This window comes from Paraburkholderia sp. (assembly GCF_035656215.1).
Lineage (GTDB): Bacteria > Pseudomonadota > Gammaproteobacteria > Burkholderiales > Burkholderiaceae > Paraburkholderia.
This window is the reverse complement of record NZ_DASRSY010000300.1, coordinates 21,739-36,246: the sequence shown is the minus strand read 5'-3', so window position 1 is coordinate 36,246 and position 14,508 is coordinate 21,739. Positions and strand designations below refer to the sequence as shown.

The window sequence follows — 14,508 nt, the reverse complement described above, 5'->3', positions numbered from 1 at the left end:
CCAGCGAGTTGAGTCGCGCGGCGATCACCGCCAGGGTTTGTGCCTCGTCGAGATGCTGGCCCATGCCGCAGCCGTGGTAACGCGTCAGTTGCAATGGCAACGCTTCGACGAGGTCCATTGGCACGTCGACCACGCACGCGTCGCCATAGCCCGTGTTGACGCCGTAGACAGTCGCGCCCGCCGCCAGATGCCGGCGCAGAAAATCCGCGCCGCGCTGGATGCGCGCGCGCCACGCCGGATCGGCGCTCAACGCAACCGGCGCACGATGCTGCGCGATCGCGACGACCTCTTCGATCGTCAGCTTGCGCCCACCGATCGTCACCGCCGCCGCGTTTGCGCGGGTGTTCTCGTTTGCGCTGGCGTTCGGCGCCTCGATCAGATCATGTTCGGCCATGTGTGCCTCGCTTGGGGCTGGCCCAGAAATCGAAGAAGTTGAACCATTGATAGGGTGCCTTGCGGCAATAGTGTTCGAGGCGCGCCGCGTAACGCTGCGCCCACGCCGCAAGATGCTGCGCGCGTTCACGGCGCGGCAACTCGATGCGCTCGGCAAAGGGCTCGAAATACAGACGATACCCGTCGTGCTCTTTCAGGCAGAAGAACAGATAGACCGGGCAGCCCAACGCATGAGCCAGCACGTAAGGGCCTTGTGCGAACGGCGCGGTCGAGCCGAGAAATTGCGCTTCGGTCGTACGGCCCGCTTCGTGTGCCGGCACGCGGTCGCCGACGATCACCAGCAGTTCGCCCGCATCGACGCGCTCCTGCATCATCATCGCGGTCTCGGGTCCGAAGTCGCTGACTTCGAGCAGATGCCGCGCGAACTCGCGATTGGCCGACGCCAGCACGCTATTGAAGCGCCGCGCATGTTCGGTGTAGACCACGGCGGTGACTTTCGCGTAGGCGCCCTGCGCGGCGAGCGCGCGGGTCATTTCCAGATTGCCGAGATGCGCGCCGATCACGAGCGCACCTTTGCCGCTCGCCACCAATGCTTCGAATGCCGAAGGATCTTCGAATTTGACGTCGGCGTTATTGACGCGGCCGGACCATGCCGCGAGCTTGTCGAAGCCCGATTGCGCGAACGCCAGCATGTGCCGATAGGCCGACAGCCAACCCGGACGCGGCGTATCGCCATGCGGTGCGGCTTCACCGAGATGCGTGAAGTAGTTGCTCGACGCCTCGCGCGCGGTGCGTCCCGTCAGCAGAAAATACGCGACGATCGGATGCAGCCAGAGCGCAGTGAAACGGCGGCCGAACAGCTTGCAACTGAGCGCGAGCAACGACATGCCCAGGTGGCTGCCACGTTCGGCGATTCGCCACCAGTCCTGGGGGCTCTGTATGTTTTGTTCCGGCTGCTTGCCCGGTTCGCCTGGATTGGCCGGTTCATCCTGTTCGCCCTGCTTGCCTGGCCGTCTTGCAGCATCCGAGCGGCGCGGCATCACTTTATGCGCGAGCAGCGTCGGCAGACGCCACAGCATGCCGAACACGAGCCGCGTATGGCTGCGACTGATGCGCACGTTGTCCCACAGCACGTCGAAATGCGACACGCCATCCGCAGCATAGATGACGCGCGTCGGAATCGAGCGGAACGCCGCACGCCGCCAATGCAGACGCACGAGAATTTCGATGTCGAAGTCCATGCGCGTCGGCAGTTTCACGCTATCGATCAGCTCGCAGGCCAGCGCGAGCGGATAGAGACGGAAGCCGCACATCGAATCACGAATCGTTAGCGAGAGCGTTTCGATCCATACCCACACATGCGTCAGATAACGGCCATAGAGGCGCGATTTCGGCACGCTCTCGTCGTAGACCGGGCGACCGAGGATTACCGCGGCCGGTTCGGCTTGCGCCGCGTCGATAAAACGCGGCACGTCCGTCGCGTCGTGCTGGCCGTCCGCGTCGATCTGCAATGCATGCGTGTAACCCGCAGCGCGCGCGGCGCGCAGCCCCGCCATCACGGCCGCGCCCTTGCCGCCGTTGACCGGCAAACGCAGCAGCTCGAGCTGAGCCGCGTACTGTTGCGCCAGCGCGGCGAGCACCTGCAGGGTCGCCTCATCGCTGCCGTCGTCGACGACAAAGATCGGCAAGCCGTGCACCGCGAGGTTGGCGACGGTCGCGCCGATCGCGTCCTTGTGGTTGTAAATCGGAATGACGATGCACGGGACGAAGCTCATCATGCAGGCTCCCGATACACGATCACGCCGGATGCGCATTCACGCCCGCTCAGCCGGTACGCGAATTGCACTCGCCCACGCGCGGCGTCGTGTGCGAGCGTGAGATTCAGCACTGCGCCCGGCGACACCGGCGCCATGAATTTGAGCCGGTCGATCGATGCCAGCGCGCGTACGGCCGGCACGTGTTCGGCGGCCAGACACATCGCCCAGTGCAATTGAACGACGCCCGGCAGAATCGGCAGGCCGGGAAAGTGGCCTGCGAAATGGACGAGCGTCGGCGGCACACGTAGTTCGTAGTGCAGCGTGTCGGCGTGGCGCGCTTCGGCGAGCACTTCCACGCCGTCCGCACGCGGCTCGAAAGCCGCCGCCACGGCGGCCACCGGCAGTTTGCCGCGCGCGTCGAACGGCAATGTGAGGCGAAAGCGCCAATGACGCGGCAGCACCACTGCATCGAAATACGTAGCGAGATGTCGGCGCAGGGTTTGCGCGACGCGCACGCGGCCTTCGTCGCGCAATGCCGCGCTACCTGCTTCGGTCAGCGCCACCACGGCGCCGACGCGGTCGCGCGAGGCGCCCTCCAGCGGCACGATCGCCGCTTGCGCGACGTACGGATGCAACGCGAGACGCGCTTCGAGTTCTGGCAACGACACGCGCTTGCCATCCAGCTTGAGCACGCGATCGAGACGGCCTTGCAGGCGGAAGCGGCCATCGGCGTCGAAGGAAATTTTGTCGTCGGTGCGATGCCAGCCGGTGTGGTCGAGATGGGGCGAGCGAACGTTCAGTGCGCCCTCTTCGTCGCGACGTACTTCGATGCCGCCCACCGGTTGCCACGCATCGGTCTGGTCCTGGCGACGCCACGCGATGCCGCCGGTTTCCGTACTGCCGTAGATTTCGAGCGGCGCGGCGCCATAAGCGGCGGCGTATTCCTGCGCGGCTTCCAGGGCGAGCGGGCCGCCTGAAGAAAAGAATGCGCGCGGCGCCGGCGTTAACGCGGCGAAACCCGGCAACGCGGGCCAACGCGACAATTGCGCGGGCGTCGAGACGACCACCGTCGCGCCGCATTGCTCGATTTGCGTTTTCAGATGCAAAGGCTCGATGCTGATCGCGCGGTCGAATGCGCGGCCCGCGGCGAGCGGCCACAACACGCGAAACAGCAGACCGTAGATGTGATGATGCGGCACGCTCGCGAGTATCGTCGCATCTCCGACCAGCGCGCCCCACTGCTTTTCGAGCGTATGCACCTCGGCGTTGAATTGCGCGAGGGTCTTGCGGATCGGCTTGGGGCTGCCGCTGCTGCCTGAGGTGTAGAGCGTCAACGGGGCTTGCGGATCGATCGCGTGTGCAGCGCCTCGCCCGCGTGCGACATCGGCGTCGGCATCTCGCACCATAGGCGGCAGGTCGGCGTCGGTCAGCACGGCGTCGTACGCGTTGGCAAGATCGGCGAGATAGCCCGGTGTCGCATTGGCCGGAATCACCGGCTCCTTGCCGCACGCGAACAACGCAAACAGCGCGCAGACGAAATCGAATGGATCGTCGATACACAATGCGTAGCGTCGCGCGGCTTGCAGTTGCACCAGCGAGACCAGCGTCGAGACACGCGCGCGAAACGCAGCGCGATCGAACACCGTCGCGCCGTCGCGACATACCGGCGCATTCACGACGGAGGCCTCTTGAGCCGACAGCAGATCATGCAACGCGATCATGCCGCCTCCGAACGCGCGGCTCGCGGCAGCACCACCAGGTAACGCCAGATGACCTCGGCCACCAGCAGCACGCCGATCAACCCATAGGCGATCGCGCCGTTATAGAGCGACCAGCTTGCACGACTCCAGTACAGCGCGGTATAAGCGGAGAACGCGCCGTTCAGCGCGAAGAATACGCACCATACCTGGGTCACGCGCCACGTATGGCGTACGGCGCCTGGTGGCAGATTCGGATTGCCTAGTCGTGCGAATTTTTCGATCATCGATGGCCCGCGCACGAGCGTCGCGCCGAACGCGATCAACAGGCCCAGATTGACGAGTGACGGATAGAGGCGCAACAGCAACTCGCTGTTGGTGAACACGATCGCCGCCGAGGCGCAGCTCAGCAAGCCGACCACGGTCCAATCGATCGAGGAGAGCCGGCGTAGCGAAGTCGCGACCGGACCACTGCCGGCCCAGCGTTGCAGCCACAAGATCGCAAACAGCATGCAACCGACGTAGCGCGGCGTATCCCAGCGCCAGGCACACAGAATCAACGCGGGATACGCGAGTTTCAGCAGGACCTGTACCACCGTTTTGGCCCAATGGCGCTCAACGCCGGACGATGCCCCGGCGGGCTGGCTCGCCGCCGCTTGCATTCGCGAGCGCACGGATGGCATCAGCCTTGTGCCGCCAGCAGGGATTCGACCGCACCGATCACATCGCCGACCGTGCGCACCGACTTGAATTCTTCCGGCTTGATGCGGCGGCCGGTCATTTCCTGCAGCTTGATCGCGAGGTCGACGGCGTCGATGCTGTCGAGATCGAGGTCTTCGAAGAGATGCGCGTCGGGCGTCACGCGCTCTGGCTCGATCGCGAAGTTCTCTTTGAAGATGGCGCGAATGCGTTCAAGAATCTCTGCCTCGGACACGATTAATCCCCTTTTTTTATGGTTTCGTTCACAGCATGCGCCGTTTCGCGTTGACTCGCGACCAGTGCGGCCAGCGTGCTGATCGAGCGGAAATGTTCGCGGGTGCGTTCGTCGTTCGCTGCGATGGTCAGTTGGTATTGTTTGCGCAGCACGATGCCGATCTCGAGCGCGTCGATCGAGTCGAGGCCGATGCCGTCGGTATCGAACAACGGTGCGTCGTCGTCGATATCGGCCGGGCTCAGGTCTTCCAGATCGAGGGCTTCGATCAGAAGCTGTTTAATTTCCAGTTTTAAAGAATCCATAATCGAACAAGTGCTGAGTAATGTGTGCTTCGATGGCGCTAGTCACGCTGCGCGCCGCGAGAGACGGTGGAATGGCGTGGTCCGCGAGTTGCTCGACGCCAAGCGGCTCGAGTACGTTCACGCGTATCCGGAAAGCGCGCGCCGGCACGTCGTACCAGCGCATCTGCTTGGTAAACGCCGGCGGATCGCAATCCATCAACACCGGCACGATCGGCGCACCGACCTTCAACGCCATGTGCGCGAAACCGCGTGAAAACGCGTGCAGCCGGTTCGGTGCAGGGCTGCGTGTGCCTTCAGGGAAAATAATCATCGTGTAGCCTGCTGCGAGCTGCCGCGCGCCGGCTTCGACGAGCTCCGAGGGATCGGCATTACTCACGTATTCCGCCGAGCGCACGATTCCCCAGAAACACGGGTTGCCCCAGTGCGCGTTTTTCACCACGCAACAGGCACGCGGCGTGAGCGACAACAGCACCATCACGTCCAGGTACGTCGGGTGATTGGCGACCACGATCGCCGGGCCGCCGGCGCGCAATGCCTGCGCGCCCGACACCTCGAGTTCCATCACGCCGATGCGCCGCAACACTGCGACCAGCGCGCGGAAGAACCAGTGAATCACGGTCGTCACCACGCGCTGACGCGACGCCCGATGTGGCCACAGCCACGCGAACGGGAACACCAGCACCGAAAACAGCACACCGCAGATGCCGAACATCACGAAGGCCATGCCCGTCGCGCAGAACCGCCAGAGGTAATTAAATCGCGCGTTCATGCAACCTCCAATGCCAGGCGGCGCCGGCGCTTTGCCAAACGGCGGGCTGGCCCGTTTCCAGACAGTGCAGCAGCGCCTGGCTCTGGCTCGCGAAGCTTTCCTCCGTGCTTGACTCGCTTTCCTCGCCGGTTTGGCTTGCCCCCAGTTCGGCCTCTGCTGTTTCCGGCTCACCTGCGCCGGACAACGTGCAAACCAACTGCCCCGCGCTCGCTTCGCCGTTCAGCAGGAGCGCGATCGCGCCGCCCTGCACTTCGTCTTCAATCGTGCCAAACGCCGGATCGGCCGGCTCATCAGCATATACCAGCAACACCGGCGAGCCAGGCTGCGTTGCGTATTGCGCGTACGCCTCCAGCAGCGCGTAGCCGAGCGTCTCAGCGCCGGCCGAGATCGCGCTGGCGGCGGAACGGTCGCCGCGCGCGATGCCGAATACGCCGGTCATTGCGTTCAGTACCGACAGGCTGAAAGCGGTCGGCGAGACCGGCTCGCCCGCACTGATCGTGCGCAAGATGTCCGTAGTGCGCCGCAATTCGCCGTGGCGTGAAGCGAACACGACCCGCACCTCGTCTTGCGCCACGCAATCGTGCGCGACCTTCAGGGCGACTCTGGACAAAGTGCTCAGGCGACGCCGCACGATCGGCTCGATGAAGCCGATATCGGGTGCGGCAGTTGCGGCAGCAGGCCAGCTAGACCAGCGAGCGACCGGAATGGTCCAGTGCAGATCGGGCATATCGGTGTTCGCGCGTAGAAGCGAGGATAGGCTGAGAGCGCCTGACGGAATACGTTGCCGTCACAGCATACGCGCCGCGCGGAACGGCAGTCTCCAGCCAAGGGGTCAATCCAATCTTCTTATAGGGTTCAGCGATTTAACGGCACTTGGCCCCGATTATTTAGGCGCCTTTGCCAATTAGTCTGATGGATTGTCTCAGGCTCCCTATGGTCGCCGGAATCATACTGAATATTGTGGATTAAATCAGCCACAAAAGACGTATCCATCTGTATCCGTATCGCTCGTACGACGGCTGACTGGACAACACCGAAAATGCAGGCCCAGCGGCCCTTGCATCGCGCGTGACCAGCCCGCAAAGCCACTTGTGACGAGCTTCGCAGCCCGACTAGGCGTGAATGGCTTCCCCCAATATGCATCCATGCTTTCATTTAACTTTCGAAAGAAGTGTTTCGTTTCGGAACACTTCAATACTCCGGGCGCTATCTGCCGGGTGATTCGCCGTGCGTCGTTCAAATCTCACGCGCAACTTACGGGCACTTACCGCAGCGCGATTTTTGACTGGTAGCGGTGACGCGCGGCCACGCTTGCTATACTCTGTCCCTCATTGGGGAGTAGCCGCCCCGCGGCATGTCCGCACCGCTGTCATACGGGTGCGTCGAACGTGCGGTTCGCGGGGGCGCCTGTCAACAGACTTGGCCTTTACGGCCATGGCAGCCGCAGCCTCTGGCCTGGCGAGACCGATGATCCACACACACACCGCGATAGGGCCCGGCAGTGTCGTGGGTCGTCGCTCGTTCATATCTCGGCCCGGGGAATCAATACACCGTGGATCACGCTTTTCTCATTTCGACCGGAGCGGTCACGCTCGCCGAGATCGGCGACAAGACGCAACTGCTCTCGCTCGTCCTCGCGGCCCGCTATCGCAAACCGATGCCGATCATTCTGGGCGTGCTGACGGCTACGCTCGTCAATCACGCCTGCGCCGGCGCACTCGGCGCGTGGCTCGGCACGCTGCTCACGCCAACCATCATGCGGTGGTCATTGGCCGCGTCGTTCATTGCGATGGGCTTGTGGATTCTCGTGCCGGACAAACTCGACGATGAAGAAGCCAACACCAGCCGCACGCATTTTGGCGTATTCGGCGCTACCGTCGTGACGTTCTTCCTCGCGGAAATGGGCGACAAGACGCAGATTGCGACTGTGGCGCTCGCCGCGCGCTTTCACGATTTCTTCGGCGTGGTGGCCGGTACGACGCTCGGCATGATGATCGCCAACGTGCCCGCGATCCTGCTCGGCGACCGCTTCGCCCACCGGCTTCCGACCAAAACCGTGCACGCCATCGCCGCGGTGATGTTCGTGATTCTGGGGACGATGGCATTGTTCGGCGTCGGAGTTTAAGCAAGGCCACTCACGCAGCGCTCACTCACGCGTTGCACGCGAATAAAAACGGCCCGGCAGGGAAGACCTGCCGGACCGTTTTTTGTTGCGCCGCAGCGCATGCCGTTGAGCGCGCCGCTCGCGCTTACTGCACGGCCTTCGCGCTCGACGCTGCCGTCGGCGCGGGCGCGGCGCCCGTCGTAGCGACTTCGTTCGAAGCGCCACCGTTCTTGTCGACGGGGATCTTCACCGTATGCACCACGCCGTTGCCGAGCGGGAAGTCGGCCAACGCGCTGCGCGCCAGATACGGCATGGCCCTCACCAGCGACGACTCGCCACCCGAGTTGCGCGCCGTCACGTTGTAGACCTCTTTGCCGCTAGCACGCTCGGTGATCCGCACACCGAGCAGGTGCGTGAAAATCGGGTAGCTCTGATTCACGTACGCGGTCGGATACGGACCCCATGGACCCCACGGATCGAACGACCGGCCCCAGTACGGCGCCGGCCAAGGGTTGTAATACACCGGCTGCGCGACCGTCACCATGTCCGAGCGAATCCCGTATGACAGCCCGACCAGATAACGCGCCTGGGACGCGTCGACCTGACGGAACGCGTGCGTGGCAAGTTCGTTGCCGACCAGCCGCTCGTACGTGGTGAGTTCGAGATTGTTCTGCTGATCCGCTGCCCGCGTGAAGGCATAAGTACGGGCGGCGTCATTGCCGCTCCAGTCGGAGAACGCCGTGACCTGAGTGGTCACGTAGGTCGTGCAGCCGGACAGCAGCGCCGTCAGCATGGCCAGCAGCAGCGTGGCGCGGCGGGTCCATCGATCGAATTTCATGGTCTACCTCGTATTACCTGTTATCGCCAGTCCTGACCGGGTTGGGTCGCGCGCATGCTTTGCTGCGCGCGGCGCGCCCGATAATACGCTGACCAGGCGATTCGGTAAAAAATTCGCTCCGCACGATCCGCCGAGCCTTTGTACAATGGCTCGACAAGCCCGGCTCGCGCGCCATAAGCACGCGTGACGGCTCGAGTCCCATCACTACAGAACGCCATGGCCGATACCGCAACGCCCAATGTGATCCGCCGCGCCGATTACGCGCCGCCCGCCTTCCTGATCGACACCGTCGCACTGGAGTTCGATCTGGTCCCCGAACGCACCGTCGTCAGGAACACGATGCGGGTGCGCCGCAACCCGGACGCATCTCGAGCTTCGAATTTCGAACTGATGGGCGAACAACTCGAGTTCGTCAGCGCCATGATCGACGGCGTCCCGTTCGCCCACGCGCATGCGCACGAGCACGGCCTCACGCTCGACAACGTGCCGGATAACTTCGAGCTCACGCTTACCAGTATCTGCAATCCGGTGGAAAACACCACGCTGTCGGGCCTGTATGTGTCGGGCGGCAACTTCTTCACGCAGTGCGAGGCCGAGGGTTTCCGCCGCATTACCTATTTCCTCGACCGCCCTGACGTGATGGCGACCTTCACGGTCACGCTACGCGCCAGCAAGGCCGACTATCCAGTGCTGCTGTCGAACGGCAACCTGCTCGAAGAAGGCGATCTGCCGGACGGCCGCCATTTCGCCCGCTGGGAAGATCCGTTCAGGAAACCGAGCTATCTGTTCGCGCTGGTCGCGGGCAAGCTGGTCGCGCTCGAAGAAAGCGTAAAGAGCGGCTCGGGCAAGGAAAAGCTGCTTCAGGTGTGGGTCGAACCACACGATCTGGACAAGACGCAGCATGCAATGGATTCGCTGAAGCATTCGATCCACTGGGACGAAGAGCGCTTCGGGCTGGAACTGGATCTGGACCGCTTCATGATCGTCGCGGTGAGCGACTTCAACATGGGCGCGATGGAGAACAAGGGGCTCAACATCTTCAACACGAAGTACGTGCTGGCGAACCCCGAAACGGCATCGGACACCGACTTCGCGAACATCGAGGCGGTGGTCGGCCACGAGTACTTCCACAACTGGACCGGCAATCGCGTGACGTGCCGCGACTGGTTCCAGCTGAGCCTGAAAGAAGGTCTGACGGTGTTCCGCGATCAGGAATTCTCGGCCGACATGGCCGGAGGCGGGACTGACGAAGCCGCACGCGCTACCAAACGCATCGAAGACGTGCGCGTGCTGCGCCAGATGCAATTCGCCGAAGACGCGGGTCCGATGGCGCACCCGGTGCGTCCGGAAAGCTACGTCGAGATCAACAACTTCTACACGATGACGGTCTACGAAAAGGGCTCTGAAGTCGTGCGGATGTATCAGACGCTGTTCGGCCGCGACGGCTTCCGCAAGGGCATGGACCTGTACTTCAAGCGTCATGACGGCCAGGCCGTGACTTGCGACGATTTCCGTCATGCGCTCGCTGATGCGAACGGCCGCGATCTCGCACAATTCGAACGCTGGTACAGCCAGGCTGGCACGCCCCGCGTCTCGGTACGCACGAAGTACGACGCCGCGCAGCAACGCTACAGCGTCACGCTCACGCAAGGTTATGGCGAAGGCGCACCCGCCGCGCGCGAAACACAAAAGGGTCCGCTGCTGATTCCGTTCGCGATCGGCCTGATCGGCAAGGACGGCCGCGATCTGCCGCTGCAACTGGAGGGCGAAACCAGAGCGTCGGACTCCACCACGCGCGTGCTGGAATTCACGCAGACCGAACAGACCTTCACGTTCGTCAACGTCGCACAGGAACCGCTGCCCTCGCTGCTGCGCAATTTCTCCGCGCCGGTGATCGTCGAATACGACTACCCGGTCGACCAGCTCGCGTTCCTGCTCGCGCACGACCGCGACCCGTTCAACCGCTGGGAAGCCGGCCAAAGGCTGGCCACGCGCGAACTGCTGACCCTCGCCGGGCGCGCCGCCACGGGCGTGCCGCTGCAGCTCGACGACTCAGTGGTCGCCGCGTTCGCCCGCGTGCTGACTGACGAGACGCTCTCGCCCGCTTTCCGCGAGCTGGCGTTGATGCTGCCGTCGGAAGCGTATCTGGCTGAACAGATGGCCGAATCGAATCCGGCTGCTGTACACGCCGCGCGGCAGTTCGTGCGCAAGCGCCTCGCGAATGCGCTCAGGAAAGACTGGCTCGCGGTGTACGAAAAGCACCGCACGCCAGGTGCCTATGAAGCGACGCCGGAGGCATCCGGTCATCGTGCGTTGAAGAACCTTGCGTTGTCGTATCTCGCAGAACTGGACGATCCGGCTGAAGCCGTGCGCCTCGCGTCCGCGCAATACGACTCAGCCAACAACATGACCGACCGCTCGGCGGCGCTCTCGGCGTTGCTCAATGCGTCCGCCGCGAATGGCGGCAGCGTAGGGGCGCAGCAGGCGCTGGACGACTTCTATCGGCGCTTCGAAAAGGAACCGCTCGTCATCGACAAGTGGTTTGCCTTGCAGGCCACGCAACGCGGCAGCGCACAGCGTCCGGTGATTGAGATCGTGCGCAAGCTGATGGCGCACCCGGCATTCAACCTGAAGAACCCGAACCGCGCGCGCTCGCTGATCTTCAGTTTCTGTGCGGCAAACCCCGCGCAGTTCCACGCAGAAGACGGCTCGGGCTATGCGTTCTGGGCCGACCAGGTGATCGCGCTCGACGCTATCAATCCGCAAGTGGCCGCCCGCCTCGCCCGTTCGCTGGAACTGTGGCGCCGCTTTACGCCGACGCTGCGTGACGGCATGCGCACGGCGTTGGAAAAAGTGGCGTCGCAGGTGAAATCGCGCGACGTGCGCGAGATCGTGGAGAAAGCGTTGGCGTGATGCTCATCTGAAAGCGCTTCCCGCATCGAAAGGCCGGCACGTGTTGCCGGCTTTTTTTCGTCCCGAATTTCGCCATGAATTTTTGCCACGACGCGGCGTCCGGACGTCAACGTTAGCCGTCTGGACGACTGTTCGTATCGGCCCGACAGGGTGAAAGTAAACATACTCATTTAACGGTTTACGTTTAACGCGATGCGTTATATCATCCCATGATCACGACATTCGGCGACAAAGCTACGGCGGCAATCTTTCAGGGCAAGGTCGTGCATTCACTGCCGCTTTACATACAGGCGCTCGCACGCCGCAAGCTGCTAATGATCGACGCCGCCGGATCCATCCGCAACCTGCATGCACCACCTGGCAACCGGCTCGAAGCCTTGCAAGGTCAGCGCAGTGGGCAGTGGAGCATTCGAATCAACGCCCAGTGGCGCATCTGTTTTCATTTTGTCGACGGAGAGGCGCTGAATGTCGAAATTGTCGACTATCACTGATTATTGGGAGACCGATATGGTCATCAAACGCTCCGATCTGGACAGCATCGATTTCTCCGACATCGACACTGGCGAAAGCATCCCGGAGATTCATCCGGGCGAGATTCTGCGTAGCGAGTTCCTCGAGCCGCTCGGCATGTCCGTCAATGCGCTCGCGCTTGCGCTGCGCGTACCGGCGCCGCGCATCAACGACATCGTGCGTGGTAAGCGCGCCATCTCGGCCGACACCGCGCTGCGGCTCGAACGCTACTTTGGCGCGAGCGCGCCATTCTGGCTGAATCTGCAGATCGCCTACGACCTGAGCGTCGCCACCGCGGCAGCCGGCGAACAGATCGAACGCGAGATCGAGCCGATGCCCAAGGCGAACCGGCCGAAAATGCCGAAAGTCTCCGCCGGACACACCCGTGCCGCAGCGCTCGCCGCCCGCCTCGCCGGCAATGTCACGGCCATCAAGGCTCGCCGCAAAGCCTGAATTTCACGAGCCTTTGCAGCGCAAAGCAACACGATCGCGCGCCCTTCTATCTCAAAAGCACGGAACCGACACAGCGAGCGGTTAAAATCGAGACATTCCTCAAGCCCCCGGAGTACAGCAATGGCTTTGCAACGTCGTACCACTCTCACGAAGTACCTGATCGAGCAGCAGCGCGAGACCAATAACCTGCCGGCCGATCTGCGCCTTTTGATCGAAGTTGTCGCGCGCGCGTGCAAGGCGATCAGCTACCACGTCAGCAAGGGCGCGCTGGGCGACGCGCTCGGCACGGCGGGCAGCGAGAATGTCCAGGGCGAAGTGCAGAAGAAGCTCGACATCCTGTCGAACGAAATCCTGCTCGAAGCAAATGAATGGGGTGGCAACCTGGCGGGCATGGCGTCCGAGGAAATGGAACAGTTCTTCCCGATCCCGGCCAATTACCCGAAGGGCGAATACCTGCTGGTGTTCGATCCGCTCGACGGCTCGTCGAACATCGACGTCAATGTGTCGATCGGCACGATCTTCTCGGTGCTGCGCTGCCCGGACGGCCAGCAACCCACCGAACAGTCGTTCCTGCAACCCGGCACGCAGCAGGTCGCGGCAGGTTATGCGGTGTACGGCCCGCAAACCGTGTTGGTGCTGACCACCGGCAACGGCGTGAACTGCTTCACGCTCGACCGCGAATTGGGTTCGTGGGTGCTCACGCAAAGCGATATGCGCATTCCGGTTGAAACGCGTGAATACGCGATCAACGCTTCGAACGAGCGGCACTGGTATCCGCCGGTCGAGAAATACATCGGCGAGTTGAAGGCCGGCAAGGACGGTTCGCGCCAGAGCGACTTCAACATGCGCTGGATCGCATCGATGGTGGCCGACGTGCACCGCATTTTGAACCGCGGCGGCATCTTCATGTATCCGGCCGACAAGCGCACGCCGGACAAGCCGGGCAAGCTTCGCCTGATGTATGAAGCGAACCCGATGGCGTTCATCGTCGAGCAGGCGGGCGGCGCCGCGACCAACGGCGAGAAGCGTATTCTGGACATCCAGCCGAAGAGCCTGCACGAGCGTGTGGCGGTGTTCCTCGGTTCGAAGAACGAAGTCGACCGCGTCACCCGCTACCATCTCGAAACAAAAAAGTAATTCCAAGGGCTTGCCAAGTTCCTAAAAAAGTCCCTATAATCTCGTTTCTCCTGATGCCGGAATAGCTCAGACGGTAGAGCAGCGCATTCGTAATGCGAAGGTCGGGGGTTCGATTCCTCTTTCCGGCACCACAAGATTCAAGCAAAAAGCCCAGTCCTCGGACTGGGCTTTTTGCTTTCTGTTACCTGCTTCTGCTAATCCCCGCGCCTGCTTTCTGAAATCCGAGGAGGCCTAACTTACCCCCGTCTCGGTCAACGCCGACTACCGTTACTTAAACGCCGGCTGCCAGCACCAACCGACCACAGCGGCTCCATCTCAATCGCCAAAATCCAGTCGATCGGATCGCGCGGTCACGCCGAGATTGCGAACAACCGCCGCATCTTCAACGATCACGTTCTCGGCCAGCTTCGTGCCATACGCCAACACCGCTTCCTGTGGTGCTGACGAAAACCACAAGATCCTGCCAGCACACTCGATTCCAACCTGGCGTCCTTTCCAGTAGACAGCGTTTTCCATGGCGAACTCTCAGAAGGGCTAAGACAGCCATCTTCCGCGGCAGACCTGGCGCGTCCGTTATCCACCGCACCGTGCGCCGCAGATAGCTGCTTCAATGATAGGCGGAGGCTCGCGCGTTGACCGGCTTGGCATCAGGTGACGATGTTTTGGCGTGAGGAGATGACCACACGGTTCGTCGACATGGA

Annotated in this window: 15 protein-coding genes, 1 tRNA gene and 1 riboswitch; of the genes, 6 read left to right on the top strand and 10 right to left on the bottom strand. The window is 62.6% G+C overall.

From position 1 onward, the window contains the following. From VFE81_RS17035 to VFE81_RS17000, 8 genes are all read right to left on the bottom strand, one after another. A partial coding sequence (locus tag VFE81_RS17035; RefSeq protein ID WP_325045714.1) for an aromatic amino acid lyase occupies positions 1-394 on the bottom strand: 394 nt, incomplete at its 3' end. Then, positions 381-2,168 (bottom strand): glycosyltransferase family 2 protein, encoded by a 1,788-nt coding sequence (locus tag VFE81_RS17030; protein ID WP_325045715.1) that lies wholly within the window; start codon positions 2,166-2,168, stop codon positions 381-383. The genes VFE81_RS17035 and VFE81_RS17030, both read right to left, overlap by 14 nt. Continuing rightward, positions 2,168-3,871 carry an AMP-binding protein gene (locus VFE81_RS17025; RefSeq protein WP_325045713.1) on the bottom strand — a complete coding sequence of 568 codons (1,704 nt, stop codon included), beginning with the start codon at positions 3,869-3,871 and terminating at the stop codon, positions 2,168-2,170. The genes VFE81_RS17030 and VFE81_RS17025 overlap by 1 nt, the downstream gene beginning before the upstream one ends. Then, the gene (locus tag VFE81_RS17020) at positions 3,868-4,530 is read right to left on the bottom strand and encodes a hypothetical protein (protein WP_325045712.1); all 663 of its coding nucleotides are present in this window, start codon (positions 4,528-4,530) and stop codon (positions 3,868-3,870) included. Before VFE81_RS17020 ends, VFE81_RS17025 begins: the two co-directional genes overlap by 4 nt. Next, positions 4,530-4,781 carry an acyl carrier protein gene (locus tag VFE81_RS17015; protein ID WP_020069032.1) on the bottom strand — a complete coding sequence of 84 codons (252 nt, stop codon included), beginning with the start codon at positions 4,779-4,781 and terminating at the stop codon, positions 4,530-4,532. Before VFE81_RS17015 ends, VFE81_RS17020 begins: the two co-directional genes overlap by 1 nt. A gap of 2 nt (positions 4,782-4,783) precedes the next feature. After that, positions 4,784-5,083, bottom strand: a complete 300-nt coding sequence (locus VFE81_RS17010) for a phosphopantetheine-binding protein (RefSeq protein WP_325045711.1) — start codon at positions 5,081-5,083, stop codon at positions 4,784-4,786. Then, positions 5,058-5,852, bottom strand: a complete 795-nt coding sequence (locus VFE81_RS17005; protein ID WP_325045710.1) for a lysophospholipid acyltransferase family protein — start codon at positions 5,850-5,852, stop codon at positions 5,058-5,060. The genes VFE81_RS17010 and VFE81_RS17005 overlap by 26 nt, the downstream gene beginning before the upstream one ends. Then, positions 5,836-6,579 (bottom strand): beta-ketoacyl synthase chain length factor, encoded by a 744-nt coding sequence (locus VFE81_RS17000; protein WP_325045709.1) that lies wholly within the window; start codon positions 6,577-6,579, stop codon positions 5,836-5,838. The genes VFE81_RS17005 and VFE81_RS17000 overlap by 17 nt, the downstream gene beginning before the upstream one ends. Positions 6,580-7,173: 594 nt before the next feature. After that, a riboswitch (yybP-ykoY riboswitch) is annotated at positions 7,174-7,393 on the top strand. 11 nt (positions 7,394-7,404) lie between these two features. On the opposite strand from VFE81_RS17000, the gene VFE81_RS16995 reads away from it, so the two are divergent. Next, positions 7,405-7,977 (top strand): TMEM165/GDT1 family protein, encoded by a 573-nt coding sequence (locus tag VFE81_RS16995; protein ID WP_325045708.1) that lies wholly within the window; start codon positions 7,405-7,407, stop codon positions 7,975-7,977. A 124-nt stretch (positions 7,978-8,101) separates the two neighbouring features. Here the strand turns inward: VFE81_RS16995 and VFE81_RS16990 are convergent, their stop codons facing one another. After that, positions 8,102-8,794, bottom strand: a complete 693-nt coding sequence (locus VFE81_RS16990; RefSeq protein WP_325045707.1) for a DUF4136 domain-containing protein — start codon at positions 8,792-8,794, stop codon at positions 8,102-8,104. Positions 8,795-9,010: 216 nt separating this feature from the next. Here VFE81_RS16990 and pepN point away from each other — a divergent pair, with 216 nt between their 5' ends. From pepN to VFE81_RS16965, 5 genes are all read left to right on the top strand, one after another. Next, positions 9,011-11,707: an aminopeptidase N gene (gene pepN / locus VFE81_RS16985; protein ID WP_325045706.1), complete on the top strand. Its 2,697-nt coding sequence runs from the start codon at positions 9,011-9,013 to the stop codon at positions 11,705-11,707. A 209-nt stretch (positions 11,708-11,916) separates the two neighbouring features. After that, positions 11,917-12,198, top strand: a complete 282-nt coding sequence (locus VFE81_RS16980) for a type II toxin-antitoxin system RelE/ParE family toxin (protein WP_325045705.1) — start codon at positions 11,917-11,919, stop codon at positions 12,196-12,198. 16 nt (positions 12,199-12,214) lie between these two features. Continuing rightward, complete coding sequence (locus tag VFE81_RS16975) at positions 12,215-12,670, top strand: HigA family addiction module antitoxin (protein WP_325045704.1); 456 nt, start codon at positions 12,215-12,217, stop codon at positions 12,668-12,670. A 120-nt stretch (positions 12,671-12,790) separates the two neighbouring features. Then, on the top strand, positions 12,791-13,807 hold the full coding sequence (locus VFE81_RS16970) for a class 1 fructose-bisphosphatase (protein ID WP_325045703.1): 1,017 nt from the start codon (positions 12,791-12,793) through the stop codon (positions 13,805-13,807). 55 nt (positions 13,808-13,862) lie between these two features. Further along, a tRNA-Thr gene (locus tag VFE81_RS16965) sits at positions 13,863-13,938 on the top strand. A 184-nt stretch (positions 13,939-14,122) separates the two neighbouring features. Here the strand turns inward: VFE81_RS16965 and VFE81_RS16960 are convergent. After that, complete coding sequence (locus VFE81_RS16960) at positions 14,123-14,323, bottom strand: hypothetical protein (RefSeq protein ID WP_325045702.1); 201 nt, start codon at positions 14,321-14,323, stop codon at positions 14,123-14,125. Positions 14,324-14,508: the final 185 nt, after the last annotated feature.

Excerpts from the sequence above, each read along its gene's own strand:
- VFE81_RS17030 (WP_325045715.1), bottom strand. The coding sequence starts at position 2,168 with ATGAGCTTCGTCCCGTGCATCGTCATTCCGATTTACAACCACAAGGAC.
- VFE81_RS17025 (WP_325045713.1), bottom strand. The coding sequence starts at position 3,871 with ATGATCGCGTTGCATGATCTGCTGTCGGCTCAAGAGGCCTCCGTCGTG.
- VFE81_RS17020 (WP_325045712.1), bottom strand. The coding sequence starts at position 4,530 with ATGCCATCCGTGCGCTCGCGAATGCAAGCGGCGGCGAGCCAGCCCGCC.
- VFE81_RS17010 (WP_325045711.1), bottom strand. The coding sequence starts at position 5,083 with ATGGATTCTTTAAAACTGGAAATTAAACAGCTTCTGATCGAAGCCCTC.
- VFE81_RS17005 (WP_325045710.1), bottom strand. The coding sequence starts at position 5,852 with ATGAACGCGCGATTTAATTACCTCTGGCGGTTCTGCGCGACGGGCATG.
- VFE81_RS17000 (WP_325045709.1), bottom strand. The coding sequence starts at position 6,579 with ATGCCCGATCTGCACTGGACCATTCCGGTCGCTCGCTGGTCTAGCTGG.
- VFE81_RS16990 (WP_325045707.1), bottom strand. The coding sequence starts at position 8,794 with ATGAAATTCGATCGATGGACCCGCCGCGCCACGCTGCTGCTGGCCATG.
- pepN (WP_325045706.1), top strand. The coding sequence starts at position 9,011 with ATGGCCGATACCGCAACGCCCAATGTGATCCGCCGCGCCGATTACGCG.
- VFE81_RS16980 (WP_325045705.1), top strand. The coding sequence starts at position 11,917 with ATGATCACGACATTCGGCGACAAAGCTACGGCGGCAATCTTTCAGGGC.
- VFE81_RS16975 (WP_325045704.1), top strand. The coding sequence starts at position 12,215 with ATGGTCATCAAACGCTCCGATCTGGACAGCATCGATTTCTCCGACATC.
- VFE81_RS16970 (WP_325045703.1), top strand. The coding sequence starts at position 12,791 with ATGGCTTTGCAACGTCGTACCACTCTCACGAAGTACCTGATCGAGCAG.
- VFE81_RS16960 (WP_325045702.1), bottom strand. The coding sequence starts at position 14,323 with ATGGAAAACGCTGTCTACTGGAAAGGACGCCAGGTTGGAATCGAGTGT.